Source organism: Streptomyces sp. NPDC001970, assembly GCF_053594115.1.
In genome coordinates, this window is the sequence record NZ_JBSFDW010000006.1 from 71836 (window position 1) to 97755 (window position 25920).

27 protein-coding genes and 4 pseudogenes are annotated in these 25920 nt (G+C 71.8%); 17 read left to right on the top strand and 14 right to left on the bottom strand.

Going from position 1 to position 25920, the window contains the following annotated elements:
- The first annotated feature begins 2 nt into the window (after nt 1–2).
- The 5 genes and pseudogenes from pcaH (at nt 3) to ACWCP0_RS09985 (ending at nt 5086) form a co-directional block, all read left to right on the top strand.
- Nucleotides 3–797, top strand: coding sequence for a protocatechuate 3,4-dioxygenase subunit beta (pcaH, locus tag ACWCP0_RS09965; protein WP_451078360.1), 795 nt, complete (start codon nt 3–5; stop codon nt 795–797).
- Nucleotides 797–1369, top strand: coding sequence for a protocatechuate 3,4-dioxygenase subunit alpha (pcaG, locus tag ACWCP0_RS09970; protein ID WP_451078361.1), 573 nt, complete (start codon nt 797–799; stop codon nt 1367–1369). The genes pcaH and pcaG overlap by 1 nt, the downstream gene beginning before the upstream one ends.
- Nucleotides 1353–2738: a 3-carboxy-cis,cis-muconate cycloisomerase gene (gene pcaB / locus ACWCP0_RS09975; protein WP_451078362.1), complete on the top strand. Its 1386-nt coding sequence runs from the start codon at nt 1353–1355 to the stop codon at nt 2736–2738. Before pcaG ends, pcaB begins: the two co-directional genes overlap by 17 nt.
- A pseudogene (gene pcaDC, locus ACWCP0_RS09980) lies at nt 2735–3896 on the top strand (bifunctional 3-oxoadipate enol-lactonase/4-carboxymuconolactone decarboxylase PcaDC). Before pcaB ends, pcaDC begins: the two are co-directional and overlap by 4 nt.
- A complete protein-coding gene (locus ACWCP0_RS09985; RefSeq protein WP_451078363.1) occupies nt 3896–5086 on the top strand; it encodes a 4-hydroxybenzoate 3-monooxygenase in 1191 nt (396 codons plus the stop codon). Before pcaDC ends, ACWCP0_RS09985 begins: the two are co-directional and overlap by 1 nt.
- A 342-nt stretch (nt 5087–5428) precedes the next feature.
- Here the strand turns inward: ACWCP0_RS09985 and ACWCP0_RS09990 are convergent, their stop codons facing one another.
- From ACWCP0_RS09990 to ACWCP0_RS10010, 5 genes and pseudogenes are all read right to left on the bottom strand, one after another.
- Complete coding sequence (locus tag ACWCP0_RS09990) at nt 5429–6715, bottom strand: phosphoribosyltransferase family protein (protein WP_451078364.1); 1287 nt, start codon at nt 6713–6715, stop codon at nt 5429–5431.
- A 289-nt stretch (nt 6716–7004) separates the two neighbouring features.
- Nucleotides 7005–7346: pseudogene (locus tag ACWCP0_RS09995) on the bottom strand (contact-dependent growth inhibition system immunity protein); the annotation flags it as partial.
- Nucleotides 7325–8461, bottom strand: a complete 1137-nt coding sequence (locus tag ACWCP0_RS10000; protein ID WP_451078365.1) for a sulfite oxidase — start codon at nt 8459–8461, stop codon at nt 7325–7327. The gene ACWCP0_RS10000 and the pseudogene ACWCP0_RS09995, both read right to left, overlap by 22 nt.
- Nucleotides 8462–8508: 47 nt before the next feature.
- Nucleotides 8509–9258, bottom strand: coding sequence for a flavodoxin family protein (locus ACWCP0_RS10005; RefSeq protein WP_451078366.1), 750 nt, complete (start codon nt 9256–9258; stop codon nt 8509–8511).
- 115 nt (nt 9259–9373) lie between these two features.
- On the bottom strand, nt 9374–9640 hold the full coding sequence (locus tag ACWCP0_RS10010; protein WP_451078367.1) for a hypothetical protein: 267 nt from the start codon (nt 9638–9640) through the stop codon (nt 9374–9376).
- 47 nt (nt 9641–9687) lie between these two features.
- On the opposite strand from ACWCP0_RS10010, the gene ACWCP0_RS10015 reads away from it, so the two are divergent.
- Nucleotides 9688–10347 carry an NADPH-dependent FMN reductase gene (locus tag ACWCP0_RS10015; protein WP_451078368.1) on the top strand — a complete coding sequence of 220 codons (660 nt, stop codon included), beginning with the start codon at nt 9688–9690 and terminating at the stop codon, nt 10345–10347.
- Between the two features lie 4 nt (nt 10348–10351).
- Entirely contained in the window at nt 10352–10711 is a 360-nt protein-coding gene (locus ACWCP0_RS10020) for a UBP-type zinc finger domain-containing protein (RefSeq protein WP_451078369.1), read from the top strand.
- 7 nt (nt 10712–10718) lie between these two features.
- Here the strand turns inward: ACWCP0_RS10020 and ACWCP0_RS10025 are convergent, their stop codons facing one another.
- From ACWCP0_RS10025 to ACWCP0_RS10045, 5 genes and pseudogenes are all read right to left on the bottom strand, one after another.
- Complete coding sequence (locus ACWCP0_RS10025; RefSeq protein WP_451078370.1) at nt 10719–11663, bottom strand: DUF5996 family protein; 945 nt, start codon at nt 11661–11663, stop codon at nt 10719–10721.
- Between the two features lie 169 nt (nt 11664–11832).
- The gene (locus ACWCP0_RS10030; RefSeq protein WP_451078371.1) at nt 11833–12573 is read right to left on the bottom strand and encodes a PP2C family protein-serine/threonine phosphatase; all 741 of its coding nucleotides are present in this window, start codon (nt 12571–12573) and stop codon (nt 11833–11835) included.
- A 74-nt stretch (nt 12574–12647) separates the two neighbouring features.
- Nucleotides 12648–13148 (bottom strand): hypothetical protein, encoded by a 501-nt coding sequence (locus ACWCP0_RS10035; RefSeq protein ID WP_451078372.1) that lies wholly within the window; start codon nt 13146–13148, stop codon nt 12648–12650.
- A gap of 126 nt (nt 13149–13274) precedes the next feature.
- Nucleotides 13275–13526 (bottom strand): CBS domain-containing protein, encoded by a 252-nt coding sequence (locus ACWCP0_RS10040; protein WP_451078547.1) that lies wholly within the window; start codon nt 13524–13526, stop codon nt 13275–13277.
- Nucleotides 13509–13727, bottom strand: a pseudogene (locus tag ACWCP0_RS10045) (SLC13 family permease); the annotation flags it as partial. The pseudogene ACWCP0_RS10045 and the gene ACWCP0_RS10040, both read right to left, overlap by 18 nt.
- A 204-nt stretch (nt 13728–13931) precedes the next feature.
- On the opposite strand from ACWCP0_RS10045, the gene ACWCP0_RS10050 reads away from it, so the two are divergent.
- Nucleotides 13932–14891 (top strand): D-2-hydroxyacid dehydrogenase family protein, encoded by a 960-nt coding sequence (locus tag ACWCP0_RS10050; protein WP_451078373.1) that lies wholly within the window; start codon nt 13932–13934, stop codon nt 14889–14891.
- 263 nt (nt 14892–15154) lie between these two features.
- Here the strand turns inward: ACWCP0_RS10050 and ACWCP0_RS10055 are convergent, their stop codons facing one another.
- Nucleotides 15155–16006: a maleylpyruvate isomerase family mycothiol-dependent enzyme gene (locus ACWCP0_RS10055; RefSeq protein WP_451078374.1), complete on the bottom strand. Its 852-nt coding sequence runs from the start codon at nt 16004–16006 to the stop codon at nt 15155–15157.
- 183 nt (nt 16007–16189) lie between these two features.
- Here ACWCP0_RS10055 and ACWCP0_RS10060 point away from each other — a divergent pair, with 183 nt between their 5' ends.
- Complete coding sequence (locus ACWCP0_RS10060) at nt 16190–16594, top strand: YybH family protein (protein ID WP_451078375.1); 405 nt, start codon at nt 16190–16192, stop codon at nt 16592–16594.
- Nucleotides 16595–16708: 114 nt separating this feature from the next.
- Nucleotides 16709–17032: an FG-GAP repeat domain-containing protein gene (locus ACWCP0_RS10065; protein ID WP_451078376.1), complete on the top strand. Its 324-nt coding sequence runs from the start codon at nt 16709–16711 to the stop codon at nt 17030–17032.
- Nucleotides 17033–17163: 131 nt separating this feature from the next.
- On the opposite strand, the gene ACWCP0_RS10070 is transcribed toward ACWCP0_RS10065, so the two are convergent.
- Nucleotides 17164–17712, bottom strand: coding sequence for a DoxX family protein (locus ACWCP0_RS10070; RefSeq protein WP_451078377.1), 549 nt, complete (start codon nt 17710–17712; stop codon nt 17164–17166).
- 288 nt (nt 17713–18000) lie between these two features.
- On the opposite strand from ACWCP0_RS10070, the pseudogene ACWCP0_RS10075 reads away from it, so the two are divergent.
- Nucleotides 18001–18381 (top strand): annotated as a pseudogene (locus tag ACWCP0_RS10075) (cation transporter); the annotation flags it as partial.
- 142 nt (nt 18382–18523) lie between these two features.
- Here the strand turns inward: ACWCP0_RS10075 and ACWCP0_RS10080 are convergent.
- Nucleotides 18524–18946 (bottom strand): hypothetical protein, encoded by a 423-nt coding sequence (locus ACWCP0_RS10080; RefSeq protein WP_451078548.1) that lies wholly within the window; start codon nt 18944–18946, stop codon nt 18524–18526.
- 277 nt (nt 18947–19223) lie between these two features.
- A complete protein-coding gene (locus ACWCP0_RS10085) occupies nt 19224–20387 on the bottom strand; it encodes an NAD-dependent formate dehydrogenase (protein ID WP_451078378.1) in 1164 nt (387 codons plus the stop codon).
- Between the two features lie 164 nt (nt 20388–20551).
- Here ACWCP0_RS10085 and ACWCP0_RS10090 point away from each other — a divergent pair, with 164 nt between their 5' ends.
- The 6 genes from ACWCP0_RS10090 to thrS all read left to right on the top strand — a co-directional run bounded on the left by ACWCP0_RS10090 (nt 20552) and on the right by thrS (nt 25627).
- Nucleotides 20552–21028 carry a fluoride efflux transporter FluC gene (locus ACWCP0_RS10090; RefSeq protein ID WP_451078379.1) on the top strand — a complete coding sequence of 159 codons (477 nt, stop codon included), beginning with the start codon at nt 20552–20554 and terminating at the stop codon, nt 21026–21028.
- Nucleotides 21025–21396 (top strand): fluoride efflux transporter CrcB, encoded by a 372-nt coding sequence (crcB, locus tag ACWCP0_RS10095; protein WP_451078380.1) that lies wholly within the window; start codon nt 21025–21027, stop codon nt 21394–21396. The genes ACWCP0_RS10090 and crcB overlap by 4 nt, the downstream gene beginning before the upstream one ends.
- 179 nt (nt 21397–21575) lie before the next feature.
- Entirely contained in the window at nt 21576–21854 is a 279-nt protein-coding gene (locus ACWCP0_RS10100) for an FmdB family zinc ribbon protein (RefSeq protein ID WP_451078381.1), read from the top strand.
- 81 nt (nt 21855–21935) lie between these two features.
- Nucleotides 21936–22574, top strand: coding sequence for an AmiS/UreI family transporter (locus tag ACWCP0_RS10105; protein WP_451078382.1), 639 nt, complete (start codon nt 21936–21938; stop codon nt 22572–22574).
- Nucleotides 22575–22599: 25 nt separating this feature from the next.
- Nucleotides 22600–23850, top strand: a complete 1251-nt coding sequence (gene fmdA, locus ACWCP0_RS10110; RefSeq protein ID WP_451078383.1) for a formamidase — start codon at nt 22600–22602, stop codon at nt 23848–23850.
- A gap of 547 nt (nt 23851–24397) precedes the next feature.
- On the top strand, nt 24398–25627 hold the full coding sequence (gene thrS, locus ACWCP0_RS10115) for a threonine--tRNA ligase (RefSeq protein ID WP_451078384.1): 1230 nt from the start codon (nt 24398–24400) through the stop codon (nt 25625–25627).
- Nucleotides 25628–25920 lie beyond the last annotated feature (293 nt).

Consider the following 25920-nt stretch of genomic DNA (forward strand, 5'->3'; position numbering starts at 1 on the left):
CGATGAGCCCGAGCACACGCGTGACCCCGGCGATCCCCAGCCAGGAGCAGATCAGCACCGAGATCGCGGCCGCGCACCGGGCCGCCGCGGCCGACGGCACCGCGTCCCCGCCGCACCACCCGGCCCGCGACTTCGCCCCGTACCGCAGCAGCGTCCTGCGCCACCCGCGGCAGCCGCTCGTCGCCGTGGCCGACGACCCGGAGGCGGCCGAGCTGTACGGCCCGGTCTTCGGCGCCGCCGACGTGAGCGAGCTCGACGCGGATCTGACCCGGCAGCACGCGGGCGAGCCGCTCGGCGAGCGCATCACGGTCACCGGCCGGGTGCTCGACCGGGCGGGACGGCCCGTGCGCGGCCAGCTCGTCGAGATCTGGCAGGCCAACACCTCGGGCCGGTACGCCCATCGGCGCGACCGGCACCCGGCGCCCCTGGACCCGAACTTCACGGGCGTGGGCCGCTGCCTGACGGACGACGAGGGGCGGTACGCGTTCACGACGATCAGGCCCGGGGCCTATCCGTGGCGCAACCACGTGGGCGCCTGGCGCCCCGCGCACATCCACTTCTCCCTCTTCGGGACCGCGTTCACGCAGCGCCTGGTGACGCAGATGTACTTCCCGGGAGACCCGCTCTTCCCGTACGACCCGATCCTCCAGTCGGTCACGGACCCGGCGGCACGGGCCCGGCTCGTCGCCGCGTACGACCACGGGCTTTCGCAGCCCGAGTGGTCCCTCGGCTACCGCTGGGACATCGTGCTCGACGGCCCGGCGGCGACGCTTCCGGACCCCGAGGAGAGTCTGTGATGCCCGCTCCCACTCCCTCTCAGACCGTGGGCCCCTTCTACGGGTACGCCCTGCCGTTCGCCGGGGGCGGGGACATCGCCCCCTCCGGGCACCCCGACACCATCACCGTGCACGGGTACGTGCGCGACGGGAACGGCGATCCGGTGCCGGACGCGCTGCTGGAGCTCTGGCAGCCGGCCGGGCGTCCCGGTTCGCTGCGCCGCAACGGCGTCGACTTCACCGGGTTCGGGAGGGTGGCGACCGACGCGGACGGGCGCTGGGTGGTGCGGACGCTCCCGCCGCGGGCGGCGACGCCGTACCTCTCGGTGTGCGTGTTCGCGCGAGGGCTGACGCACCACCTGTTCACGCGGGCGTACGTGGGTGACGCGGGCGCGGATGCGCTGCCGGCGGCTGTTCCGGAGGAGCGCAGGTCCACCCTGATGGCCGTGCCGGACGGGGAGCGGACGTACCGCTTCGACATTCATCTGCAGGGGGAGAAGGAGACGGTCTTCTTCGACTTCCACGACTTCCACGACTTCCACGACTTCCACGACTTCCACGACTTCCGTGGCGTCCGTGACGTCCGCGGATGACGTCGGGCTGCTCGCCCCGGTGTGGGCGGGCACCCCCGTGGAGGCCGCCACGGGCGACCGGGCGTTCCTCCGGGCCTTGCTGGACGCAGAGGCCGCGCTGGCGCGGGTCCAGGACGCGGCGGCGGGTGGGACCGTCACCGCGGTGGCGCGGGCCTGCGACCGGTTCGATGCGCGGTCCCTCGCGCTGCGCGCGCGGGCCGGGGGCAATCCCGTGATCCCACTGGTCGCCGACCTCACCGCGGCGGTGGCCGAAGTGGACGCGGTGCACGCGGAGTTCGTGCACCGGGGCGCCACCAGCCAGGACATCCTGGACACCGGCCTCATGCTGGTGGCCGCCCGGACGCTGGACCTGGTCCTCGGCGATCTGGAGCGGACCGCCGACGCCCTGGGCGCTTTTGCCGCGGAGCACCGCGCCACCCCGATGCCCGGCCGCACCCTCACCCAGCACGCCGTCCCCACCACCTTCGGACTGAAGGCGGCGGGCTGGCGGTCCCTCGTGCTGGACGCGCACGAGCGGCTGGCGCGGGTGCGGGCGTCGCTGCCCGCGCAGCTCGGGGGCGCGGCGGGGACGCTGGCGGCGTTCGGGGACGCGGGGCCGGGTCTCGTGGGTGCCTATGCCCGTGAACTCCGGCTCGCGGAACCGGAGTTGCCCTGGCATGTGCTGCGCACGCCGGTTGCCGACCTGGGCGCCGCGCTGGCGTTCTGCGCGGGTGCGCTGGGGAAGATCGCGGCGGACGTGCTGGTCCTGTCGCGTACCGAGATCGGCGAGCTGGCGGAGGGCGCAGGAGGCGGCTCGTCCGCCATGCCGCACAAGAGCAACCCCGTGCGGGCGACGCTGATCGCGTCCGCGGCCCGTCAGGTGCCCGCGTCGGCCGCGGTCCTCCTCGGCTCACTGGCCGCCGAGGACGAACGCCCGGCCGGGGCGTGGCACGCGGAGTGGCAACCGCTGAGGGAGGCGCTCCGGTTGACGGGTGGCGCGGCCGCGGCGGCGGTGGAGCTGTGTGCGGGGCTGGTCGTCCGGCCGGACCGGATGCGGGCGAACCTCGAGCTGACGGGCGGGCTGATGCTGACGGAGCGCGTGGCGGCGGCGCTGGCGCCGAGCCTGGGGCGGGCGGAGGCGCGCCGCGCGGTGGCGGAGGCGTCGCGCCGTGCGGCGGAGGAGGGTGCGGATGTGTTCCACGTCCTCGCACGGAACGAGGAGCTGCCGGACCTCGGCACCCTCGCCGACCCGACCCGGTACCTGGGCTGCGCCCCAGCCCTGGTCGACCGGGCCTTGTCGCGCGTCCGGGGCCCGGTGGGCGGTCTTTCGCCCACCCGCCCCTCCGCGCGGGACGACGGCCCACAGAACCAGGGGGACGACGCCGCGTGACCTCCTTGCTCCATCACCGCATCGACGGCCCGGCGGGTGCACCCACCGGCCCGCACCCGGATCAGGACACCGACGCGCCCTCCCTCATCCTCGGGCCGTCCCTCGGGACCTCCCTCTCCGTCTGGGACGCCCAGGCCCCCGACCTCGCCCGGGACCACCGCGTCATCCGCTGGGACCTCCCCGGCCACGGGGCCTGCGCGGCCGACCTGCTGCCCGCCGGCGCGAACGTCGCCGACCTCGGCCGGCTCGTCCTCGACCTCGCGGACGCGCTCGGCGGCCGGACCTTCGCGTACGCCGGCATCTCCCTCGGCGGCGCCGTCGGAACCTGGCTCGCCGCGCACCACCCGGAGCGCGTGGCGTCGCTGACGCTGGTCTGCTCCTCGGCCCGCTTCGGCGATCCGGGCCCCTGGCGGGAGCGCGCCGAGCTGGTGCGTACGAAGGGACTCGAGCCGCTCGCCGCGACCGCGCCGGGGCGCTGGTTCACGCCCGCGTTCACGGCGCACGGCACGCTCGTCGCCGACCAGCGCTCCGCCGACCCGGCCGCGTACGCGGCGTGCTGCGAGATCCTCGCCGCCCTCGACCTCCGCGCCGACCTGGCCCGTGTCACCGCCCCCACGCTCGTCATCGCGGGACGGGACGACGTGGCCGCCCCGCCAGTCCACGCACGCGAACTCGCCGACGGCATCCGCGACGCCCAGCTCCTCGAACTGCCCCGCGCCGCGCACCTCGCGAACGTCGAGCGCCCGCAGGCGGTGCTGGCCGCCCTGCGGGCGCATCTGGGTCGCCCCGACGGCATGGCGGTACCGCCGTGAGGTCCTCGGTGACGCCCACGTCGACCGGGCCGTCGCGCGGACCACCTCCTTCACGGCCCGCTTCCAGGACTTCATCACGCGCTACGCCCGGGGCGAGATCTGGGCCAGCGGCGTCCTCGACCGGCGTACGCGCAGCTGCATCACCCTCACCGCGCTCGTCGCGGGCGGCCACAAGGACGAGCTCGCCACGCACGTGCGCGCCGCGGTGCGGGGCGGCCTCACGCCCGAGGAGATCGGCGAGGTGCTGCTGCAGTCCGCCGTGTACTGCGGAGTGCCCGCCGCGAACTCCGCCTTCGCCGTCGCGGAGCAGGTCCTGAACCAACTCGAACAGGAGAAGGAGCGCTGATGCACACCACCGTCGGCATCATCGGCGGCGGCCCCGCAGGACTGCTCCTGGCGCGGCTGCTGCACAACGCGGGCATCGACAGCGTCGTCCTGGAGCGCCGCGACCGCGCGTACGTCGAGCAGCGGCAGCGCGCCGGCATCCTCGAACAGGCCACCGTGGACGCCCTCCGCGCCGCCGGGGCCGGGGAACGGATGGACCGCGAGGGCACGCCCCACCACGGCATCGAGCTGCGCTTCGGCCGCCGCGCGCACCGCGTCGACTTCCCGTCCCTCACCGGCGGGCGCAGCGTGATGGTCTACGCGCAGACCGAGGTGGTGAAGGACCTCATCGCCCTCCGGCTCGCCGACGGCGGCCCGCTGCTGTTCGGCGCCGAGGTGACGTCCGTCGAGGGCGCGGACAGCGACAGCCCGACGATCCGTTACCTCCACGAAGGCCGCGAACAGACGCTGACCTGCACGTACGTCATCGGCTGCGACGGCTTCCACGGGGTGGCCCGCGAGGCGATACCCGAGTCCGTACGGACCACGTACGAGCGGACGTACCCCTACTCCTGGCTCGGCATCCTCGCCGAAGCCCCGCCCGTGTACGAGGAGTTGGTCTACGCCCACTCGGAGCGCGGCTTCGCGCTCGCCAGCATGCGGTCGGCATCGGTGAGCCGTCTGTACCTGCAGGTCCCGAACGGCACCGATCCCGCCCACTGGTCCGACGAGCGGATCTGGGACGAGCTCGACGCGCGGTTCGCGACGGACGGCGACCCGGGGTGGAAGCTGGAGCGCGGGCCGGTGACGTCCAAGGCGGTGCTGCCGATGCGGAGTCACGTGACCGAGCCCATGCGGCACGGCCGGGTCCTCCTGGCGGGGGACGCGGCCCACATCGTCCCACCGACCGGAGCGAAGGGACTGAACCTGGCCGCCGCCGATGTGATCGTGCTGGCCCAGGCCCTGATCCGGTGGCGGGAGACCGGCTCGACCGAGCTGCTGGACACGTACTCCGACACCTGCCTGCGGCGGGTGTGGCGGGCGGAGCACTTCTCGTACTTCATGACGACGACGCTGCATGTCGACCCGGCGCAGTCGGCGTTCGAGACGCGGCTGCAGTTGTCGCAGCTGGAGCGGGTGGCGGCGTCGCCGCACGCGGCGGCCGAACTGGCGGAGAACTACACGGGTCTGCCGCTCCCCCCGCTGACCTGAGCCTGCGGTCGTCACCGGGTCCGGTGACGACCGCGAGACCGAGGGCGGTCTGCGTGGCGGGGCGAACTCCATGACCATGGCCAGGCAGAGCGGCATCAGCCCGCCGAGCCCCGGCCCGGCGACGAAGCGCCCGGCTCCGAAGGCCGCGGGGCTTCCGGCGCGGTGGGTCATGCCGGTCCCTGAATCCGTCCGCCAGGTGAACTTGAATTCACTCTTCGCGAGGGGTGTGAGTGTCAGGTCGGCACGGCCGGGTGTCACGGAGTCGGACAGAAGCCGATCGCCCCGGGGCGGCGGGGCGACCGGCTTCTGTTCTCCTCGCCAGGCCTGCAGGCTCTGCGGGCCCTATGGCTCCTGCGGGGTCAGATGCAGCGTGAACCAGTCCCGGGCGAGCGCCGAGACCTCGTCCAGTGCGCCCGGCTCCTCGAAGAGGTGCGTCGCGCCGGGGACGACCTCCAGGCGGTTCCCGCAGCGAAGCGCCGCCTGGGCCTGGCGGTTGAGGTCGAGCACCGTCGTGTCACGGCCGCCGACGATGAGCAGCGTCGGCGCGCGGACGCCGGGAAGCCGGGGCCCGGCCAGGTCGGGGCGGCCGCCGCGCGACACGACGGCGCCGACGTCCGTACCGGCGGTCGACGCCGCCCACAGCGCCGCCGCGGCTCCGGTCGACGCCCCGAAGTACCCGATCGGGACGGGCGTCCGGGTGCGCAGCCAGTGCGTGGCGCCCGCGAGTCTGCGGGCGAGGATCTCGATGTCGAAGACGTTCGCCCGGTCGGCGCCCTCGGCCTCCGTGAGCAGGTCGAAGAGCAGCGTGCCGAGGCCGGCCCGGTTCAGGGCGGCGGCGACCGAGCGGTTGCGCGGGCTGTGGCGGCTGCTGCCGGAGCCGTGGGCGAACATCACCGCGGCCGCGGCCCCGTCCGGCAGCGTGAGCTCCCCGGCGAGCCGGACCCCGCCCGCGTCCACCTCGACCTCCTCGGTCTTCGCGGGGGCGGGCGGCGCCGTCTTCGCGGCGCGCTCCAGCAGCGCGACGACCTCCTCGTCGGGGGTCTGCGAGAAGTCCCGGTACCACTCCCCGACCGCCGAGAACGCACGCGGCGTCGACAGGCACACGACCTCGTCCGCCTCCGTGCGCAGCCATGCCACGGCGTCCGGCGGTGCCACGGGCGCGGCCAGCACCACCCTGGCCGCGCCCTGCGCCCGGACGACCTCGCACGCCGCGGCGGCTGTCGACCCGGTGGCGATCCCGTCGTCCACGACGATCACGGTCCGCCCGGCGATGTCGACCCGCTCCCGACCCGCCCTGAACTGCCGGGCCTGCCGGGCGAGTTCGGCTTGCTCGGCGTGCTCCACCGACTCGACGTCCGCGCGGGAGACACGCCCGCGCCGCACGATGTCGTCACTGATGACCCGCACCCCGCCCTCCCCGATCGCCCCGAACCCGAGCTCCCGGTGGTACGGCACTCCGAGCTTCCGTACGACGATCACATCCAGCGGCGCTCCCAGCTCCCGCGCCACCTGGAACGCCACCGGCACCCCACCCCGCGGCAACCCGAGCACCACGGGATCCGCCCCCCGCAGGTGCTTCAGCACATCCGCGAGGCGCCGCCCCGCGTCCACACGGTCGGTGAACAGCACAATGGCTCACCCCCAACAGGGGTTCTCCTTCGAACCAACCCCATGGCGGGCGGCTTCGCAACTCGGGGCGCACCGGGTGGTGACGGCGAGAGGCCGGCCCGATCACGTCGGGCGACACCGGCGGTCGGCGACCGGCGACCTCCGGGGGCAGCGACGCGAGGAAGCGCTCGATGCCGCGCCGCACGTACGACGGCAACGGCTGCCGCACGTCGCCGACGAGCGCCCCCAGTTCGCGCGCACACTCCGGATCCGCCGTCCAGGCCGCCGGGCCCCTCGTCAGCGCCACGGTCAGCAGGTCGTCGTCGTACCAGCCGCCCGCGTGCTGCGCGGGCAGTGTGTCCCGAAGGATCTTGAGGGCGACGGGCATCGGGAAGAGCAGCCCGACGTCCTGTCCGATCAGCCGCACCAGCTCGTCCACGGCCAGCGAGCCGACCGGCCGCTTGCGCAGGGCGTGCACGGCCAGGACGAGGCCGGTGGAGCCCTCGGGCGCGGGCGGTGGCCGGCCGGTTGTCCTCGAGTTCTCCGACCGTGCGGGACAGAGGGACGGGTCGGGGCATCGAGCGATTGTGCCCTGGGGGGCGATTGCCGGCGGCCGCGGGGCTCCCGGCCTCAGTCGTCGTCCTCCAGGCACACCACGGGGATCCGCTGGACGAGGTTGTTGCCGAAGCCGCCGCGGTTCCAGTGCTGGTCGAGAGGTTGCGTACGGCCTTCGGCGTCGGTGGCGCGGACGGTGAGCACATGGGTGCCGGGGGTGGCCGTCCAGGCCGTGTGCCAGTGGAGCCAGGCCCAGGCGTGACCTTCCGGCGGGTCCAGAGCGGCGTCGTGCCAGGTGTGGCCGTCGTCGGTGCTGACCTCGACCCGGACGACCGGGGCGTGCCCGGACCACGCCCTGCCCTCCAGTCCCATCCGGCCGGGGCGCACGGCGCGGGTCCGGGACATGAAGTCCGGGAAGCCGGGCGGGATCATCAGGGCGCGGGGTGCGATCAGCGTGACGGGTTCGCCCGGGTCGTCGGGGGACTGCTTGTAGCGGTAGGCGACCGCCTGCTGGAAGCCGGTGAAGGGGGTGGTGGTGAGGCTGATGTCGCACAGCCACTTCACGTTCGCCATGCCGTACCAGCCGGGTACGACCAGCCGCAGCGGATACCCGTGCTGCGGCGGCAGGGGCGCGCCGTTCATCTCGTACGCGACCAGCACCTCGGGGTCGGGGCCCGCGGCCACCGGCACGGGGAGGCTGCGCCGGTAGTCCTGCTCGACGCCGCGCTCGACCCCGTGATCGGCGCCCGTGAAGACCGCGTCGACGGCGTCCGGCTCCACCCCGGCGTCGGCGAGCAGTGCCCGCAGCGGCACTCCGGTCCACTCCGCCGTCCCGACCGCCTCGACGAGCCACGGCTGGCTCACGGGGCGCGGGCTGAGCCGGGCCCTGCCGTTGCCGGCGCACTCCATCGTGACGCGCTGGGTGACCGGCTCGTACGACCTGAGCGCCTCCAGGCCGAGTGCCAGCGGCGCGCGCACCCGGCCCCGCACGGTGAGCCGCCACTCGGCGGCCTCGGCGGCGGGGATGTCGTAGTGGACGAGGACGTAGTGCAGCCCGGGCGGCGTCACGCCGTAGCGCAGGGCCTCCAGCGGCATGCCGTGGTTGCGGGCCGCGAGCGCCAGCTCCTCCTCGCTGATGCCCTCGCCCGGGTCCGCGAGGCGCCCGGGTGCACTGATCTCCGCGAGGCTTTCCCCGCTGGGGAAGTCGTCCATACCTTCATGGTGCGATGCCCGTGCACCGCCCGCCCGCCGCCCGCGCTTCAGCGGTGCTCGGGGTTCGGGAAGTCGAAGCGGCAGCCCGCGTCCCACTGCGAGCGCTGGTTGCCGTGCGCGGGGATGCCGCCCGCGCGCTTGAGCAGGCCGGCGACGTGCATCAGGTTCCAGGTCATGAAGGTGGTGTTGCGGTTGGTGAAGTCGTTCTCCGGCCCGCCGGAGCCGGGGTCGAGATACGAGGGCCCGGGCCCCGCCTCCCCGATCCAGCCCGCATCGGCCTGCGGGGGGACGGTGTAGCCGAGGTGCTGGAGGCTGTAGAGGACGTTCATCGCGCAGTGCTTCACGCCGTCCTCGTTGCCGGTGATCAGGCACCCGCCGGCGCGCCCGTAATACGCGTACTGTCCGCGGTCGTTGAGCAGTGACGAGCACGCGTACAGCCGCTCGATCACCTGCTTCATCACCGAGCTGTTGTCCCCGAGCCAGATCGGCCCCGCCAGCACCAGAATGTCGGCCGCCATCACCCGCTCGTACAGCGCGGGCCACTCGTCGCTCTCCCAGCCGTGCTCGGTCATGTCCGGCCACACGCCGGTCGCGATGTCGTGATCCACGGCCCGCACGAGCTCGGTGGCGACGCCGCCCGCCTCCATGACGGCACGGCTCCTGTCGATCAGCCCTTGGGTGTTGCTGACCTCGGGCGAGCGTTTCAGCGTGCAGTTGATGAACATCGCGCGCAGGTCGTCGTAGCGCAGGTCGTCGTGGTGCGGGGAATCGGGGCGCGGGGAGTCGGGGGATGCCATCGGAGCCTCCGGGGACGCGGCCGGTCGTCGCCGGGAGCGTAGTGCCGGAGCGACGGCGAGTGTGGGACGGCGCGTGTGGGACGGCGCGTGTGGGACGGTCCCGCCACGGTGACGCTCAGTGCTGCGGAAGCGTGCGTTCGAGATCGCGCAGGTCCTTGGTGATCGAGATGCGGACCTTGCGGGCCATGAGTGGTTCCGCCAGGCGGTAGGGGCCGCCGGGGCCGCCCCGGAGGCGGATGCGGGCGCGCGTGCGCCGCGGACAGAGGGCGAAGGTGTACGTGACGTGCATCGGCACCGGGCCCGGCCACGGACACCGTCCTCCTCGCCGCACGGGACGCGCGGCCAGGGCGCCGGGCGCCCGGTCCGATCGCGGGGTGGCCATGCCCGGACCAGACTGGTCCGTGTCGGTACATCGGAAGGATGTCAGTCATGCCCATGGACTCCCCACCCGGTCCCCTGCGAGTGCTCGTCTTCGGCGCGGCGATGCGGGCCGATTCCACCAACGCCCGCCTCGCCGCCCTCGTCGCACGTCTGATCGCCGACAGCGGCGCCACCGCCGACCTCGCCACCATGCGCGAGTTCGAGATGCCGCTGTACGACGGCGATGTGGAGGCCGCCGAAGGGGTGCCGGCCGGCGCCCTCGCGCTGCGCGGGCGGCTCGAGCAGTGCGAGGCTTTCGTGATCTCGTCCCCCGAGTACAACGCCTCCGTGCCCGGCGTGCTGAAGAACGCGATCGACTGGGTCTCCCGGGTCCAGCCGCAGCCGTTCAAGGACAAGCACGCGATGCTTGTCTCCGCATCGCCGTCCATGGTGGGCGGCAACCGGGGCCTGTGGGCGTTGAGAGTGCCGCTGGAGCACCTCGGCACCCGGGTCTACCCGGACATGTTCAGCCTTGCCAATGCCCATCAGGGCTTCACCGACGACGGGTCTCTCACCGACTTCGGGCTGCAGCAGCGCCTGGCCGAGACCGTCGAGGCCTTCCTGCGGCTCGTCGAGGCCGATGCGCGCTACGTCTGCCTGCAGCGCCGGTGGTACGAGTTCCTCGGGGACCGCACCGAGGCGCCCGTCACCCTGCGAGCGGAGGACTGAGGACATGGCACACGACCAGATCCCGGGCATCGATCCCACTGTGACACCCAGCGGGGACGGCTGCGCCGATTGCCTGGCGGGCGACGGGCCGGGGTGGTGGCTGCACCTGCGGCGCTGCGCCGCGTGCGGGCACATCGGATGCTGTGACTCCTCGCCGTCGCAGCACGGCACGAAGCACGCGCGCGTGGCGGGACACCCGTTCCTGACCAGCTTCGAGCCGGGCGAGGAGTGGTTCTGGAACATCGAGACCGGCGAGTACTACGAGGGGCCGCAGCTGTCCGGCCCCGACTGCCACCCGGCCTCCCAGCCGACCCCGGGCCCCCGGGGCAAGGTTCCCGCGGACTGGCAGGAGCACCTGCACTGAAGCGCGATCAGATCGGTGGCAGCGGCAGGTGGGGGTCCGTGATTCCGCCGGGGCACGCGAGTTCGTCGATGTCCCAGCCGGCGCGGGTGGCTCCGGCCCGGTACGCGCCGTCGTAGAAGTCGAGCACGGCGGCACGGGGATCGGACTCGGCGCGGGCGTCGTCGTACCGCAGCACGGCCAGATGGCTGTCCCCCCGCGGAACCCAGCGCGCGGACGCGGGTCTCAGCGGCTCCGCGGCCAGATCGGCGGGCTCGGGAGCCGTGTAGGAGTAGAAGGCGGGCTCGGGGAAGGTCTCGTCGCCGAACCAGAAGCCGAAGCTGATCACCTCGCGGGAGTACGCCTCCCGCGTCACCGGGTCGACCTGCCGCGGCTGGTCGACCCGACGCCCGGAGAACCGCGTGTGGGCGATGTCGAAGGTGTGCCAGAAGTGATGGACCGGGCTGGCCTTGCCCGAGAACCGGGCCGCGAACTCCTCCAGCACCGATGCCACTTGGCTGAGGACCTGCCAGTAGCGGTTGGCCTGCACGGGATCGTAGGTCGCGTGCTCGGTGTCCTCGGAGAAGGGGCGGGCGGAGTCGGGCAGGTCGAACGGCCGCGGAATGTCGATGTCCACGGCGACGCCCAGCGCGGCCAGCGAGTCCAGGGTCGTGCGGTGGAAGGACGCCACGGATTGGCCGAAGAGCGGGAATGAGACCGTCCGGCCGTCCAGCGTCGCGACGATCAGCTGGTGGCCGACGAAGTCGAAGTCCATGGTGAAGATCGGATTGCCGTCGACGTGGCCCATCGGGCGGGTGGTGATGCCACGCCCGGTGAGATGGAACGGAACGTTCCACCAGTGGTTGCGCCGGTCACTCGCGGCCAGGCGGATCTTTCCGACGACCTGCGCGAAGCGGTGCAGCGTCTCCTTCGTGTCCCGCCACTCGGCGAGCGGCATCGGCGGGAACAGTGCCATCGCCTGCTCCTTCCTGCCCGACTGCTCGGATGCCGCGACGCTTCCTCACTGCTCCCCTCAGCATGCCTGCCGCGCACACCAGGCGCAGCCGGAACCTCCGGCCACGCCAGGCGCGGCCGGAACCTCCGGACTCCGTCGGCACGCGGGGCCGGCCGCCCCATGTCCGGCGCTATTCGCCGATGCGGACCAGCGCGAGCGTGATGTTGTCGGGGCCCCCGGCCTCCATGGCGGCCTTCCAGAGTTCGAACGCGGCCCTGCCGTCGTCGTGCACCCGCAGCAGGCTCTCGACCTCTTCGTCCGGCACCGGGTCGGTCAGTCCGTCGGTGCACACCAGACAGCGGTCGCCGGCGGACATCGCCGAGACCGTGACATGGGGCGTGACGGCGGTGAAGACGGGGCTGCCGCCGAGCGTCTGGGTGACGGCGGAGGTGGTGCGCCGTCCCGGTGGCGGCGGCGGGCTGTCGTCGACGCTCACCTGGCGGAGCCCGTCGTCGGCCATGTCGTAGACCTTGCTGTCGCCGACGTTGAACGTCAGCAGCGACTTCTCCAGCACGACGGCTCCGGCGACCGTGGTCCCCATGGTGACCAGTTCCGGATCGCGGTCCGCGGCCGCGTACACCGACTGATTGCAGAGGGCCAGAATCTCACGGACGGCTTCCTCGTCCTCCAGCGAGGGCCCGAGCGAGGCGAGGTGGCGGACGACGAGCCCGCTCGCCACCTCCCCGGCGGGCTGCCCGCCGAGCCCGTCGGCGACCGCGACGACCAGGGGGGTGCCCAACGGGAACAGAAGCGTCTGGGGATTCTCGGTCACGGTGCCGGAGAGGGTCCACGGCCCGACGACGAGGCTGTCCTCGTTGTGGTCGCGGATCAGCCCGACGTCGCTCAGGGCGGTCACGGCTACGTACGGCACTGGCATCCCGCCTCTCCGCAGCGGCAGAGGTCCCCCTCCTCCCCATTGTGACCCCGGCGCATCGACGCCGCGGGTCAGTGCTTGAGCAGGGCCTTCGCGCCCACGATGACCAGTCCCATAAGGAGGATGACCACACCGGTGACGACGACCAGGCGGCGCGGGGCACCGGCTCTGACCAGGGGGACGGTGGCCCAGCCGACCTGCTCGGCGAGGGCGACGCCGAGCGCCAGCCATGCGGTGTCGCCCTCGCCGAGCCCCAGGGCTGGGCTCACCGCCACGGCGGCGGCAGGCGGGACGGCGGCCTGCACGATCGGCCATTCCCTGCGTGCCTCGTGGCGGACCACCTCCCACGACAGCGTCTGATGCGCCAGCCGGTCGCCCACGAGGCGGGCGTAGACGTGCGTGATCCAGAAGATCACGCCGGTGGTGAGCAGCATGACCACGAGCTGGAGCCGGGGGAAGGCGCCCAGCGTTCCCGCCGTGGCGATCACCGAGGCGGCCAGGAGCGAACCGTAGACCGCGCCGGAGTAGTCCCGGGCCGTCGATGCCGCCGGTTCGGGGCTGCGATGACTCATCCGCTCAGCATGCCGGGCGTTCCACGGCGTACGAGGGCACCGCGCCCGACGGGAAGCCGGTACGGATCAGTGTCGGTGTCCCGCCCGCCGGTGTCCTGTAGGCCGGGTCGTGGCGTGGTAACGCCGTCACTGCATCCGTGGGACCCCTGCGCCGCTGACGCCGCCGTCGCCGTCCGCCGCGCCGAGGAGTGTGTGCAGCAGGTGGGCGGCGGTGATCACGCCGAGCAGACGGGTGCCGTCCTTGGTCTTCCCGGCCACGGCCACCAGCGGGCTGCGGACCCGGGCCATGAGCGCCGCCGCCTCCAGCGCGGTGTCGTCGGGGCCGGTCGGCGGCGGGGCGATGGTGGTGGGCAGGCAGTCGCCGACGATCACCATCATGCCGAGCAGCAGGAAGACGACGTTCCAGTCGATGCCGCGGTCCTGGAGGTAGAACGCGGAGACGTCGTCGGTCGCGCCGATCGCGAGCATCAGCCCCGCGCCGCCGAGTGCGGCCGCGACCCGGTGGATCTTCTCGCTGATGATCAGGGCGTACGCGCCGACGAAGGCGACGATCGCGGCCCAGCTCTGCCAGTCGTTCACGATCCTCCGATGGGTGGCTCCGCCGGCCGGGCTTCCCGGCACAGGTACGTTGCCGGTGTCCGACCGTCACCGACACGACCGACACGACCGACGCACCACCCGCTCACGACCGACCCGCCCGCCGACCCACGACCGAGTCACCACCGATCCGCCCGGCGACTCACGACCGATTCGCCGACGGAACCAACCGAGGAGAGCGCCGACATGAGACTCCGCTGCGCCGTGCTCGACGACTTCCAGTCCGTCGCGACCACCGTCGTCGACTGGTCGCCCGTCACCGACGACGTGGAGGTCGTCACCTTCCCGGAGCACTTCGGTTCCGAGGACGAACTCGTCGCCGTCCTCGCGGACTTCGACATCGCCGTCACCCTCCGCGAACGCGTTCCGTTCCCGGCCACGGTGTTCGCCCGGCTGCCCCGGCTCAAGCTGCTCGTCGCGTCCGGCATGCGCAACTCCGTCATCGACTTCGCCGCCGCGGAGCAGCACGGCGTCACCGTGTGCGGCACCGCCAGCTCCTCCATCCCGCCCGTCGAGATGACCTGGGCGCTTCTGCTCGGCCTCGCCCGCGGGATCGTGGCCGAGGCCACCGCACTGCGTACCGGCGGGCCGTGGCAGTCCACCCTCGGCGCCGATCTGCACGGCAGGCGGCTCGGCCTGCTCGGCCTCGGGAAGATCGGCAGCCGGGTCGCGCAGATCGGGCTCGCCTTCGGCATGGACGTCGTGGCCTGGAGCCAGAACCTCACCAGGGAGCGCGCCGACGAGGTCGGCGCCGGTCTCGCCGCCTCCAAGGAGGAGCTGCTGGAGACCAGCGACTTCGTCTCCGTGCATCTGGCCCTGAGCGACCGTACGCGTGGTCTGCTCGGCGCCGCGGAGCTCGGTCTGATGCGGCCGGCCGGCTATCTGGTCAACACGTCCCGGGCGGCCATCGTCGACCAGGACGCGCTGCTCGCCGCGCTGCGGGACGGCACGATCGCGGGCGCGGGTGTCGACGTGTTCGACATCGAGCCGCTCCCGGCCGACCACCCGATGCGCACGGCGCCGCGGCTGCTGGCGACACCGCACCTCGGCTATGTCACCCGTGACAACTACCGGACGTACTACGGCCATGCCGTCGAGGACATCCAGGCCTTCCTCGCGGGCTCACCCGTCCGGCGGCTCGGCTGACACCATGTCCCGCCTCGCTCCGGTCCCGTGCCTGCCTGCGTGCCTGCGTGCCTGCGTGGCGTGCGGGCGGCTCGTTGCGATCCTTGCCTGGAAGCGCACGTCACGTCGTGGGACGCGGACGCGGCCGACCGCGCGGTGGCGGTGCTCAAGGCGGTGGCCGACCCGTCGCATTACCGGCTGCTGTGGGCGCTGAGCAGGGGCCTGACCTGGAAGAGGGTGCCCCTTGTTGCGCTGTACGCACATAAGGGTGACCGGAGGCGAGCTCAGGGCGCCGTGAAGAGCGTCGGGAAGCGGGGGGCGAGCCAGGGCTTGCGGCCCCAGGCGAGGACACGGCCCCGGGCCATGGCACCCCACGGTGCGCAGCGGCCGAGCGCCATGAGCAGGAACGTGACGGGCTCGATCAGGATCGTGCAGTCCGGGCGGCCCGGCGCCTGCGCGCCCACGGCGACCTCGCCGTCGGTGAAGGTGACACCGATGCCGGCGCCGCCCCGCAGACGGACCGCGTAGCGGGCGTTGAGCCCGGTGGTGGCGGCGGCGTTGACGACCCGCGGCATGGCCGTGATCAGGAAGGGCAGGGTCAGCCCGACCCGGGTGCGGTCGATCATGTGCGGACGGCCCAGCGCGCGGGCGAGGTCGTAGCCGTGCCCGAGCATGTGCGTGAGCAGATACGAACCCAGCTCGGCCAGGCCCATCGGGCCCAGCGGCGTGACCGGGGTACCCGCGGCGGACCCCTGCTCCGCCGCCTTGAGGGAGGCGGCGAGGAAGGCCTCCGCCTGCGCCACGATCATGTCCGCCAGCGGGCCGGCCCCGCGTTCGTCGAACGCGGCGAGCGCCTGCTCGTTGGCCGCGGCCAGGCTCTGCGGCGTGCCGTCCCCGTAGCTGCGTTCGGCCCCGGCCGCGAGGTCGGCCATCAACTCGTTGGCCTGTGCCAGATGCGCCGCCGCCTCCCCGAGACTCCACTGCGACCCGGGGACGGGCACGCCCGTGTCGGTGACACCGCGCAGCAGCGCCGCGATCTCCTCGGCGGTGCTGCGTATCGCGTCGCCGAGTCCCTCGGGCAGCACGCCTCGGTCTCGTACGTCCTGTTCCTGCTTCTGCCCGCTCGTCGACTCCACGCGCCACCCCTCGGCATCAACCTCGTCCGCGCCCGATCGCGCTGCGCGTACCCAACCAGGCGGCGGGTGCCGCGACAAGAGCCGGCCGGTGACCGATGACTTGCGCGTGCCGCGAGGGTCCTCATTTCATACACATCCGCACAAGTCCGCCGTACAGGGCGGCACCGGTGAAGGGGCGCGGTCATGGCCGACGACGAGAGGGAGATCAGGGCGCTCATCGAGCGCTGGGCGCAGGCGGTGCACGAGGGCGACATCGACGGCGTCCTCGTCGATCACGCCGACGACATCGTGATGTTCGACGTGCCGCCGCCCAACGACGGGGTACGGGGCATCGACCGCTACCGCGACACCTGGCCGCCGTTCTTCGTGTGGCAGCGGCAGGGCGCCTCGTTCGAGATCGTCTCGCTCGACGTCACGGCGGGCGATGACGTGGCCTTCGCCCACGCGCTCCTGCGCTGCGGGACCGAGCGGGAGCTGCGGGAGGACCCGGACAACCGGCTACGCCTGACCATCGGGCTGCGCAAGGAGGGCGGGCGCTGGGTCGTGGCGCACGAGCACCACTCCTTCCCGCTCCCGATCGAGGAGTGACGGGGCGCCTCGCGTCTGTATGCGCCTGTACGCGTCCGTGTGCGTCGGGCTCGATACAGGAGAGCACGTTGTTCAGAGATACCTGTATTCAGGATCTTCTGTATCGTCGAGGCTGTGCTGACTCTTGCCACGGAGGTCGAGGTGCTGGCCCGGTTCGGCCGCGCCCTCGCCCTCGACAACTCCGGCGAACTCTGGCGCTACAACGGCACCCGCACCGGAACCCTCAAGGACCGCGTCCTGGTCTTCAAGGACTGGGGCGGCTCCTACAAGGACGTCATCGGCGCCGGAGACTTCAACGGCGACGGCAGGAACGACCTCGTCTCCCGTGACACCTCCAACCGCCTCTGGCTCAACGCGGGCACCGGCACCGGCACCTTCGCCAACCGCGTCCCGGCCGGGGACGCCACGTACTGGAAGAGCTGGGCTTCCCTCGCCTGACCGCGATCCGCGCGGTGGGTCGCCGGCCCGAGGTCCACGAACCTCGGGCCGCGCGCCCCGACTCGACCACGCACCCGGCGTCCCGGACGGTCAGCGGCGCTCTCGCCGCGGGACGTACGCCGAGAGGCCGGTTACAGCGCCAGGACGATCACGGCCCCGACGACGCCGAGGCCCAGGGCGACCGCCGCCGGGAGCCATCCGCCGTCCCGCCAGGGGAAGGGCGCGTCGAGCGAGAGGCGTCCCGGGCCCACGGCGGCGATGGTGAGGGCGGCGACGGCCAGGACCATGGGGTAGGCGAAGGCCGGTCCGGCCGCCGACCACAGCGACATGTCGGTGGCGACCGACATGGCGTTGATCATGACCCCGATCGAGGCCGCCGCGGCGAGCGGAGTGAGCAGTCCGACGGCAAGGCCCAGACCGCCGAGGAACTCGGAGGCTCCCGCCAGGCCGGCGAAGAAGAGGCCGGGTTCGTAGCCGAGCTTCGCGAAGCCCCCGGCCGTGGCGTCCAGGCCCGGCCCTCCGAACCAGCCGAACAGCTTCTGGGCTCCGTGGCCGGCCAGGATCACGCCCACCGCCAGCCGCAGCAGGAGCATGCCGACATCGGCAGCGCTCACCGTCGCCGGCGCGGGCCGCGCGCCGTGGGCGGCGGAGCCTCGACCACGCTCAGTAGGCAGTTTCATGGGGGAATCCCTTCCTGCGACGACAGCCGTGCCGGCGGCCGGTGCGGTCAGGCGAAGCAGTTGTCGGGGCTCGTGGTACGCCGCTGGGCGTGAGGGCCCGGCTCGCGGCACCCTCACTCACCGATACTCCCCGCTCACCGCCCCGGGTGCAGCCCGACCGCCCCCGCGACGCCGCCCCGCGACGGCGCGTCCGCGGGCACGACCGCTACGCGGGCCGGGCACGTCTGCCCCCACGCCACTGTCGGAGACGGGCCGTTTGCGCGGTCACGCCGTGCCCGCTGGTACGCGATCGCGTACAACCTGATCGAGGCCGCCGTCGCCCTGACCGCGGGAGTCACGGCCTCGTCCACCGCCCTCGTGGGCTTCGGCCTCGACTCCGTCATCGAGGTGTCGTCGGCCGCCGCCGTCGCCTGGCAGTTCTCCGCCCGTGACCACGCCGTGCGCGAGGCGCGCGAGCGCAGGGCGCTGCGGATCATCGCGGCGTCGTTCTTCGCGCTCGCGGCGTACGTGGCGGTGGATGCCGTACGGGCGATGACGGGCGCCGGCGAGGCGGACCGCTCCTCGACGGAAGCCAGGAGTTGCGCGGCTCCGTCGCGCGGATACGCACCGTTCGCCGCCCGCCGGCTCCAGGCCCCGCGGATTACCGGCTGTGTGGCCATGGCGTCGACCGTGCGTTCGCGTCAGTCGTGGAGAGACGCTGACGCGCGGCCCGCTGCGGGTCCTGCTCAACGCCGGAAGAGGGAGCCCCTGGCCCGGGGCTCCCTCTTCCTCTGCTCACGTTCCTCTTCTCAAGCAGGCGGACGCGAGCTTCTCAGAGCTTTCCGCCGATCTCGCACGCCCGGCACGGCGGCCGGCCGCAGGTGCACTGCATGATCGCCTCGAGGACCTCGCGATCGTGGTAGAGGCACTCGTCCTTGCAGGTGTGGCGCGGGATGAAGCCCGCCGGGATCTCACCGGGCCACGGCTCGTGACCGTCCCGGCAGCGGGCGAACCGCTCGGGGTCGGTGGAGTGCAGGTCGTGCATGCTCGACCGCGCCTCGTCCTCCAGCTCCCGCACCCGCTGCACCAGGCCCCTGAGCTCGGCGGCGATGCCGGCGTACCGGTCGGCGCCCGTCCTCACGTGTGCGGCCCGCAGCGCCATGGCTGCGTTGCCCAGAAACCGGCCTGCATCCTGAAGGTCGGTCACGTGATGCATCTGAATGCCGTTCACGCCCCGTACCCACACGGCGTCCATGCTGCTCACTGATCCACCTTCCCGGCCTTCACCTTGGTCTTTTCTTGCGAAACAGTATGCGCGGCGCCGGTGCCTCCGCATATGGAAAAGTAAAACTAATTACGGACGCTAAAGGTTTCCCTCGGCGTCCGTCCAGCAATTTCGGCGTGAGTGCGCTCACAGCAGGGCGGTGGATCTCATGCCCGGTCTTCTTCCGGGCCCTCTGCCGGGCCTTCTGCTGGATCTTCCGGCGAATATTCCCGGACCTTCTGTCGATTCGTCCGCCGGTCGTTATTCGTTATCCCGCGACCGTGTAGGAGCGCGCTCCCGTCCCGGCGAGTCCGCCGCCGTCGACGATCAGGTACTCCGGGCGAATGGGGCGCCCGTCGAGCCAGCTCTCCAGGATCTCCCGGGTGCCGGCCGCGTAGCGGGCCTGCGCCGAGAGGGTCGTACCGGACACGTGCGGCGTCATCGCCTCGTACGGCATGGTCCGCCAGGGATGGTCGGGCGGTGGCGGCTGCGGATACCAGACGTCACCGGCGTAACCGGCAAGTTGGCCGCTGTTGAGGGCCTGGACCACGGCGTCGCGGTTGACGATGAGCGCGCGTGCCGTGTTGACGATGTACGAGCCTCGCTTCATGGCCCCGATCAGCTCTTCGTCGAAGAGGTTCTGCGTCTGGGGATGCAGCGGGGTGTGGATCGACAGCACGTCGACCGAGGGGGCCAGCGCACGGACGTCGGGATGATAGGTCAGCCCGAGCTCCTCCTCGACGTCCTTGGGCAGCCGGTGCACGTCGCAGTAGTGCAGGGTGACGTCGAACGGCTTGAGGCGGCGCAGTACCGCCTGGCCGATGCGGCCGGAGCCGAGGACGCCGACGTCCATGCCTTCGATGTCGTAGGCGCGCGTCACACTGTCCGCGATGTTCCAGCCCTTCTTGGCGGTCACCCACTCATGGGCGGGCATGTAGTTGTGCACCAGGGTGAGAATCTGCATGACGGCGTGCTCGGACACGCTGATGCTGTTGCTGTAGGTCACTTCCGCCACGGTCATGCCGTGGGAGATGGCGCTCGGCAGGTCGACGTGGTCCGATCCGATCCCGGCCGTGATCGCGAGTTTGAGCTGCGGAGCCGCGGCGATCCGTTCGGGGGTCAGATAAGCGGGCCAGAAGGGCTGCGAGATGACGACGTCGGCGTCGGGAAGCTCGCGGTCCAGGGTGGAGTCCGCGCCTTCCTTGTCGGACGTGACGACGAAGGTGTGGCCCCGCTCCTCCAGGAAGCGGCGCAGCCCCAGTTCTCCGGAGACGCAGCCGAGGAGCTGTCCCGGAGTGAAATCGATGGCTTGCGGGGTCGGTGCGGTCTGACCGCCCGGATAGCCGGTGATGGTGGGAATCTCGTCGCGGGCGTACTCGGGTGGATAACCGCCCACGGGATCCGGATAGAGCACCGCAAGGATCTTTGCCATGGCCGTCCTCCATCGGTGGGGCCACTGCTCCGGTCGAACCGGCAGGGCACCGGTGAACCGGACAGGCGCCGATGATCTTGAATTTTAGTCGAGCAGGCGTCGGCGCTGCAATCCCCGGCAATAATGGGGGAGGTGTGCGAGCGGATAGGAATGCGGCTATTTCCATGAGACCGTCGAGCGAGCCGTTCCGCTCGCGTCTGCGCAGGGACGTCCTGGCGGTGATCGCGCTCGGAGGGCTCCTGGGCGGCACGGCCCGTTATGCCCTGGAGCTGGCTTTTCCCAGGCCCGGCACGGCGTTCCCGGTGACGACGTTCGCCATCAACGTGTCCGGTTCGTTCCTGCTGGCGCTGCTGCTCGTGTACGTGCTGGAGATCTGGCCGCCGACCCGGTACGTGCGGCCGTTCGCCGGCGTCGGGTTCCTCGGCTCTTTCACCACCTTCTCGACCTGGATGGTCGACACCGATCGCCTGCTGGGCCACGGCCATTACGCGACCGCGGCGTTCAACGTCCTCGGCAGTCTCCTCGCCGGACTGGCCGCCACCGTGCTCGGCCTGGCCGTCGGCAGGCGTGCGGCGGCGCGGCGGGCACGGCTCGCCACACGACGCGGCCCCGCACGCCGGTACGAGCGGTGGCTGCGGTGATCACTCTGCTCGCCGTCGGTGCGGCGGCCGCGGTCGGGGCAGTTGCGCGCTACGTGCTCGACCAGTACGTGCAGTACCGAAGCCCCGGCGGCTTCCCGCGCGGCACGTGGCTGATCAACGTCACCGGCTCGTTCGTGCTCGGGCTTCTCGTGGGCCTCGGCGCACGGCACGGGCTGCCGGAACAGGTCGTGACCATTGCCGGCGTCGGTTTCTGCGGCGCCTACACCACGTTTTCCACGTTCAGTTACGAGTTGATCCTCCTGGGCAGCAAAGGGCGGACCGGAAAAGCCGTGTTGTACGCCGCGTCGAGCCTCGTGGTCGGTCTGGCGGCGGCAGCGGCAGGGCTCGCCGTCGGGTCGTTCGGATAAGGGCCCCGCACAAGCGCCGGCAAGGGTTCCGGCGAGGGCCGGCCCAGACCGTCCTGCACTTGACACGTGGATGTACGAGACGTCTCCTTGAAAGAGGAAATGCGCTGTGGCGTGCGCCGATCGGGGCGCGTCGCACACTCTCGGGTTGGCCAGCGTCCACCGGCATCCGGAGGCTGCTGATGGCAACCTATGAATATCTATGCAGTCGCTGTGGACCTTTCGACGTGAAGTTGGCCATCGGAACAGCGCCCACCGTTCACGGCTGCCCTGTCTGCGCAGGTGCTGCGAGACGTGTGTACACCTCGCCCGGGTTGACGCTGTCCTCGCATTCGGTCGCTGCCCTCCATGAACGGGAGGAGCAGTCCCGTGATGCCCCGGCGGTGGTTTCCGAAGTGCCGCCACGCAGGGCGGTGCCACGGCGCCCGCACCCCGCGCTCTCACGGTTGCCACGACCCTGAGGGCGGTGGTCGACAAGGCACAACGTCTCCAGGCGGGTTACGACGATTCCGGCCCCCACGTGGGCTGAGGAGGTGCGTCCCGTGGGCAACGTGGGACTGCTCTTTGTCGGTGCGGTGCTCTTCATCAACGGAATGCTGCTGCTCGGAAAGGTCGACGCCAAGGCGGCGGCGGTGTTCAACCTTTTCGTCGGCGCACTGCAGGTGCTGACGCCGACTTACCTCATCTTTGCCGCCGCCGGAGACCCCGCAGGGATCCTGGCGGCATCCGGCATCTACCTGTTCGGCTTCACCTACTTGTATGTAGGCGTAGGCCTCCTCGCCGGTATCGACAGCACCGGCGTCGGCTACTACTCGCTGTTCGTGGCGGTTACGGCCCTGGGATACTCGTTCGTCAATTTCCGGCTCTTCCAGGACTATGCGTTCGGGGTCATCTGGCTCTACTGGGCATTCCTGTGGTTCCTGTTCTTCCTCCTGCTCGGTCTCAAGATGGACGGCCTCAGGATCTATACGGGCTGGGTCACGGCGATCCAGGGCTGGGTCACAGGCGTGATTCCCGCGGCGCTGCTGCTCTCCGGTTACTGGGTGAACCCCACCGAAACCGCCATTGCGCTGGCGGTGTTCGGCGTGGTGGTTTTCGCGGCGTTGTGGCCGCTCACCCGGAGTTCGCGGCAGCCGGCCCCAGCGGCCCCGCCGGCCGGAAGCGTTGGCGCACCCACGTGACCTGATCCGAAAATGAGGAGCTGTTATGCCCGAAGAAATCTTCCATGTGGACCACAGCAAGTCGATGCGCGACCAGGACGTTCCCGGACACAACAGGTGGCACCCGGACGTCCCCACCGTCGCCATGGTGAAGCCAGGAGCGGAGTTCCGCATGGAATGCCGCGACTGGACCGACTGCCAGGTCGGCAACAACGACACCGCGAACGATGTACGCGACATCGACCTGACCATCCCTCACATGCTCAGCGGTCCGATAGGCGTGGAGGGCGCCGAGCCCGGCGACCTGCTCGTCGTCGACATACTCGACCTCGGCCCCGTGCCGCAGCAGACCGGCGACGCGGCGGGCCAGGGCTGGGGCTACACCGGCATCTTCGCCAAGGCCAACGGCGGCGGCTTCCTGACCGACTATTTCCCGGACGCCTACAAGGCGATATGGGACTTCCACGGACAGCAGGCGGTCTCCCGGCACCTTCCCGGGATCCGCTTCACCGGGATCACCCACCCCGGGTTGTTCGGAACAGCTCCGTCCGCCGAGATGCTCGGTCGCTGGAACGCCCGCGAGCAGGCGCTGATCGACACCGACCCGAACCGGGTCCCGCCACTCGCCGTACCGCCGGACAGCACCAACGCACTCGCCGGCACGGCCACCGGGGACCTCGCCAAGCGCATTGCCGCGGAAGGCGCACGCACGGTGCCGGCCCGCGAGAACGGAGGCAACCACGACATCAAGAACTTCACGCGCGGTTCGCGGGTCTTCTACCCCGTACACGTCAAGGACGCCAAGCTCTCCGGAGGCGACCTGCACTTCAGCCAGGGCGACGGAGAGATCACCTTCTGCGGCGCCATCGAGATGGGCGGCTTCATCGACTTCCACGTCGACCTGATCAAGGGCGGCATGGAGACGTACGGCATCTCCACCAACCCCGTGTTCATTCCGGGCAACGTCGAGCCGAGGTACACGGAGTTCCTCACCTTCATCGGGATCTCCGTCGACCACGACACGGACACGAACTACTACCTGGACGCGACGCTGGCCTACCGCCGGGCCTGCCTCAATGCCGTCGAGTTCTTCAAGAAGTTCGGCTACAGCGGAGAGCAGGCCTACCTGCTGCTCGGCTCCTCGCCCATAGAGGGACGCATCAGCGGCATCGTCGACATCCCCAACGCCTGCTGCTCGCTGTACGTACCCACCGCCATGTTCGACTTCGACGTCCGGCCCTCCGCCGCCGGGCCGATGAAGGCCGACCGTGGCAAGTGCGCGACGGCCAGCGCCTGAGCGCCCGACCGTTCGACCCGACAACGACGGCCCCGCAGCCCGGAGGGACTGCGGGGCCGGACTGCGGGGCCGTCCGGTGCGGTGCCCGGCCCACCAGGGCGCCGCGCCTACCTGCTGGTGGCCTCTCGGTTGAGGAGGCGGCCCGCGCCCACGGATGGCCCACCAGCGTGAGGCCGCGCACCAGGCGGCCCCGATGACAGCTCGGGGCGTGCGAGCCACGGACCTCGGCCGGCGACATCCGGGTCGAGCGGGCGGGAGCCGCGAAGCCGAGGACGAGCTACGGCGACATCGTCGTCGACCACGCGGCGGGGAACGCCGGGGGTCACCCGCCTGACCAGGGGCGCGGCCGCACCGGAAATCCGATCGCCCGCGGCTCCGGCACGGCGGTACGGTGGCCGGCATGAAGCGCGCTGCTGTGAGCATGACGACGACGCCGGAGAGTGTCCCGGCGCGCTGACAGCTGCTTTGTCCGAAGCCCCGGGGCGAGTGCCCCGGGGCTTCGCCGTGTGGTCACCCGTCCCGACCCGACGTCCGCGAGGAGACCACGATGCCTGACCACCGCAAGCTCGGCCGCGAACTGGACCTGTTCGACACCGACCCGCTGATGGGCGCGGGACTGCCGTACTGGCTCCCCGACGGCGCGGCCGTGCGACACGCCCTGGAGGAGTACATCCGCGGCGCCGAGCGCCGGGCGGGCTACCGGCACGTGTACTCGCCCGTGCTGGGCAAACGCGAGCTGTACGAGATCTCCGGCCACTGGTCCCACTACAGCGACGACATGTTCCCCCCGATGGACCTCGGAGGCGAACAGGTCGTCCTGCGGCCGAGCCTGTGCCCCCACCATGCGCTGACCTACCGCTCCCGGTCCCACAGCTACCGCGAACTGCCCCTGCGGATGGCCGAGCTGGGCGGCATGTACCGCTCCGAGCTGTCCGGCGTGCTCGGCGGACTGACCCGCGTACGGGCCATCCAGCTCAACGACGCGCACATCTTCTGCACCCTGGACCAGGCGGCCGACGAGGCACGGGCGGCGCTGGAGCTGATCCGCCGCGCCTACGAGGCCCTGGGCGTCCGCGCTGTCCGCTACCGGCTGTCACTGCCCGGTCCTGGCGGCAAGTACGTCGCCGACCCGGGGATGTGGCAGCGGTCCTGCGCGCTGCTCACCGACGTCCTCGACCGTTCCGGCGTGGCCTATGAGGCCGTCGAAGGGGAGGCGGCGTTCTACGGCCCCAAGATCGACGTTCAGATCGCCGACAGCGCGGGCCGCGAGAGCACCCTGTCCACCGTCCAGGTCGACTTCCACCAGCCCGAGCAGTTCGATCTCCACTACATCGGCCCCGACGGCGCCGGACACCGGCCGGTCATGGTCCACCGCAGCATCATCGGCAGCGTGGAGCGGGCCGTCGCGCACCTCATCGAGGTCCACGGCGGCGCCTTCCCCGCCTGGCTGGCCCCCACCCAACTGGTCGTGCTCCCGGTCTCCGACGGGGAGCTGGACCAGGCGGCCCGACTGGTGCGCCGCTGTCTCGACCAGGGGCTGCGCGCGGAGCTCGCCGCACCGGACCGGGGCACCCTGGCCGCTCGTGTCCGCGCCGCGCGGCTCGTCCCCTACCAGGCGGTCATCGGAGCCAAGGAGGCCGCGCACGATCACGTCGCCGTACGCCTGCGCGACGGACGCCGCCTGGACGCCCTGCCCTCCGACGAGGTCCTGGCCCGGATCGGCGCCCTGGTGAGCGCACACACCACCGAGCTGTGGGACGGCGACGCGGCGGGGTGACGGGCCGATCCGGAGGTCCAGGGCGGTGCCCCGGGCCTCCGGATCCGACGGTCGGCCGGTGAACGGGACGGGCGGGGCCAGGTCCGCACGAACCGCGTGGGGCCTCGGCCGGAAGCCCGGGCTGTCCGGAGCTGCCACCCTCCGTCCGTGTGCCGTTCGGCACCGAGGCCGAACGCGCCTCGCCTGTCGCCGTATTCGTTGCCCGGGTCGTTCCGTGCCTCCGCCTCCAGGACGAGCGGGATCATGGATGCCGCGAGCGCGGCCGGCGCGGCCAGGCGTCCGACGCGGGACTG

Coding starts and splice junctions, on each gene's coding strand:
- pcaH (WP_451078360.1), top strand. CDS start 3: ATGAGCCCGAGCACACGCGTGACCCCGGCGATCCCCAGCCAGGAGCAG.
- pcaG (WP_451078361.1), top strand. CDS start 797: ATGCCCGCTCCCACTCCCTCTCAGACCGTGGGCCCCTTCTACGGGTAC.
- ACWCP0_RS09985 (WP_451078363.1), top strand. CDS start 3,896: ATGCACACCACCGTCGGCATCATCGGCGGCGGCCCCGCAGGACTGCTC.
- ACWCP0_RS10000 (WP_451078365.1), bottom strand. CDS start 8,461: ATGGACGACTTCCCCAGCGGGGAAAGCCTCGCGGAGATCAGTGCACCC.
- ACWCP0_RS10005 (WP_451078366.1), bottom strand. CDS start 9,258: ATGGCATCCCCCGACTCCCCGCGCCCCGATTCCCCGCACCACGACGAC.
- ACWCP0_RS10010 (WP_451078367.1), bottom strand. CDS start 9,640: ATGGCCACCCCGCGATCGGACCGGGCGCCCGGCGCCCTGGCCGCGCGT.
- ACWCP0_RS10015 (WP_451078368.1), top strand. CDS start 9,688: ATGCCCATGGACTCCCCACCCGGTCCCCTGCGAGTGCTCGTCTTCGGC.
- ACWCP0_RS10020 (WP_451078369.1), top strand. CDS start 10,352: ATGGCACACGACCAGATCCCGGGCATCGATCCCACTGTGACACCCAGC.
- ACWCP0_RS10025 (WP_451078370.1), bottom strand. CDS start 11,663: ATGGCACTGTTCCCGCCGATGCCGCTCGCCGAGTGGCGGGACACGAAG.
- ACWCP0_RS10035 (WP_451078372.1), bottom strand. CDS start 13,148: ATGAGTCATCGCAGCCCCGAACCGGCGGCATCGACGGCCCGGGACTAC.
- ACWCP0_RS10040 (WP_451078547.1), bottom strand. CDS start 13,526: ATGATGGTGATCGTCGGCGACTGCCTGCCCACCACCATCGCCCCGCCG.
- ACWCP0_RS10050 (WP_451078373.1), top strand. CDS start 13,932: ATGAGACTCCGCTGCGCCGTGCTCGACGACTTCCAGTCCGTCGCGACC.
- ACWCP0_RS10060 (WP_451078375.1), top strand. CDS start 16,190: ATGGCCGACGACGAGAGGGAGATCAGGGCGCTCATCGAGCGCTGGGCG.
- ACWCP0_RS10070 (WP_451078377.1), bottom strand. CDS start 17,712: ATGAAACTGCCTACTGAGCGTGGTCGAGGCTCCGCCGCCCACGGCGCG.
- ACWCP0_RS10080 (WP_451078548.1), bottom strand. CDS start 18,946: ATGGACGCCGTGTGGGTACGGGGCGTGAACGGCATTCAGATGCATCAC.
- ACWCP0_RS10085 (WP_451078378.1), bottom strand. CDS start 20,387: ATGGCAAAGATCCTTGCGGTGCTCTATCCGGATCCCGTGGGCGGTTAT.
- ACWCP0_RS10090 (WP_451078379.1), top strand. CDS start 20,552: ATGAGACCGTCGAGCGAGCCGTTCCGCTCGCGTCTGCGCAGGGACGTC.
- ACWCP0_RS10100 (WP_451078381.1), top strand. CDS start 21,576: ATGGCAACCTATGAATATCTATGCAGTCGCTGTGGACCTTTCGACGTG.
- fmdA (WP_451078383.1), top strand. CDS start 22,600: ATGCCCGAAGAAATCTTCCATGTGGACCACAGCAAGTCGATGCGCGAC.
- thrS (WP_451078384.1), top strand. CDS start 24,398: ATGCCTGACCACCGCAAGCTCGGCCGCGAACTGGACCTGTTCGACACC.